This window comes from Chitinophaga terrae (ex Kim and Jung 2007), assembly GCF_900107795.1.
In the GTDB taxonomy this organism is placed as follows: Bacteria; Bacteroidota; Bacteroidia; order Chitinophagales; family Chitinophagaceae; genus Chitinophaga; species Chitinophaga terrae.
In genome coordinates this window covers 1-1919 of record NZ_FNRL01000062.1, presented here as the reverse complement: position 1 = coordinate 1919, position 1919 = coordinate 1, and the positions used below count along the sequence as shown (strand labels likewise).

Here is a 1919-nt window from a genome sequence, read left to right as displayed (position 1 = left end):
TCACTCGGCTATCTGTCGCCTGTAAAGTATGCCCAAAAGCAACTCGAAGCCAAAAACTCTAATCCCTAGTGGCCTAGTTTTAGGGGAAGCTTACATATCGTCGCCATAATTGGATTTTGGTTGTTAAACTATCAGTATATTTCCATAAATACGACTTGTTATGGCATGGGTTATTCTGGATAGTATGAGATATTTGATTTCGTGAATTTCTTAACTGGTCAGCTTTCAAAGTCTTCGGTGAAAATTCATAACAAATAGCTGCAAAGGAAACTGTAACAAAATATCATATACTGATACTTATCAAATTAAATAACCGATGGAAAATAAAAGAAAAGTCTCTAGGATCGCAGGGGCACTGTATTTAGTGGTCGTGCTCACAGGAATGTTCAGCTTGGCGTACGTTCCCAAACAGTTATTTGCCTGGGATAATCCGGCAAAAACCTATAATAATATCCTGAACCACGAAACAATGTTTCGCCTGAGTCTTGCAAGCAGTGTACTGTGCTATACGGCATTTATTTTCCTACCTGTTGTCCTTTATTATTTATTAAGATCAGTCAATGGTAAAATCGCTACGATTATGGCTCTCTTGGCAATTATCAGTGTTCCCATTTCCCTTGTGAACCTACAGAATAAGTATCATATACTTACAATACTTGATGGTTTGAGACAAAGTAATGTCCCCGCGGGCTCTGAGCTTCATAATCAAGTAATGCTATACCTGAACCAATACGATAATGGAATTTTGATCGCGACTATTTTCTGGGGATTATGGTTGTTGCCTTTTGGATATCTCGTCTATAAATCAGATTTCCTTCCCAAGGTACTAGGTATATTATTGATGCTTGGCTGTTTTGGTTATCTGATCAATTTTTTTGGAAATACTTTATCGGGCAATTATGAGGGATTAGGAGTAAGCCAATATATTGGTTTGCTTCCAGCAATAGGTGAAATTGGAACCTGTCTATGGTTATTATTCATAGGAGCAAAAAATAAAGCATAAACTAAGTATTATGACAAGTAAATTGGAAGATTATAAAGTAAACATTAGGATAAAACTGTCTGCTATATGGACGGCTATTATGTTTTGCTACATTTATGGGGATTATTTTGAACTATACGTCCCTAAAAAAGTGGAAGGACTATTGAGTGGACAAAATATGCTCGACAGTCCGATGAAATTGCTGCTTGCTACCTTTATATTAGCAATTCCGGCGCTTATGATTTTTCTATCCTTGGTGTTAAGTACAAAATTCACAAAATGGCTGAATATTGCCGTGGGAGTTTTTTTTACACTATTTACCGCACTTGTCGGAATATCTTCATTGACAGAATGGAGAGCCTTTTATGTACTGCTTGCAGTTATAGAAAGCATTCTGACAGCAACAGTTGTTGTAATGGCGTGGACGTGGCCAAAAGTTAAAATAGCCTAAAGTACGGGGGCCTATTCTCGGGATTTCATATGAATTCCTGTGGTTTGTCCAGTACAAAGATTGGTAACCATAAGTTCATTCTGCGTTTGTGGAGTGACTTTAACACTGACCATATTACGCTCATCAAAGCCATTTTCATTTTTGGAAATCGCTTCAAAGACGATGATAACAGCATTGTAGTCTGTTTCATGGTTGCCAAATGAACCAGCGGCATGAAACTGTGAAATGTCACGTACACCACCGGTTAGGTCTTTGGGCAGAACCAATTTTTGATCGCCCAGAAAAACTTCAAAATACTGAAATTTTCCTGCGGGATAGCTGTTTTCGGTGGTATGATAGATTTTCCAGTGGTAGACTTTCTTATCCGTTAATAGCGTTCTGGAAATCTTTCCAGCACAGGCTCAAGAGCTTAATATGGGTTATTAATATGAGCGGATCCACACGTATCATTGCCGTACTTGATGCCAATATTTTGTATCCCGCTCC

Annotated in this window: 3 protein-coding genes; 2 read left to right on the top strand and 1 reads right to left on the bottom strand. The window is 38.1% G+C overall.

Features of this window, described 5'->3' with window-relative positions; genetic code table 11:
* The first annotated feature begins 316 nt into the window (after positions 1-316).
* On the top strand, positions 317-1003 hold the full coding sequence (locus BLV62_RS28010) for a DUF4386 domain-containing protein (RefSeq protein WP_089766378.1): 687 nt from the start codon (positions 317-319) through the stop codon (positions 1001-1003).
* A 10-nt stretch (positions 1004-1013) separates the two neighbouring features.
* Positions 1014-1433, top strand: coding sequence for a DUF6326 family protein (locus tag BLV62_RS28005; protein ID WP_089766376.1), 420 nt, complete (start codon positions 1014-1016; stop codon positions 1431-1433).
* Positions 1434-1444: 11 nt separating this feature from the next.
* Here BLV62_RS28005 and BLV62_RS28000 read toward each other — a convergent pair whose 3' ends face one another.
* Positions 1445-1699 (bottom strand): hypothetical protein, encoded by a 255-nt coding sequence (locus tag BLV62_RS28000; RefSeq protein WP_089766374.1) that lies wholly within the window; start codon positions 1697-1699, stop codon positions 1445-1447.
* Between the last annotated feature and the right edge of the window lie 220 nt (positions 1700-1919).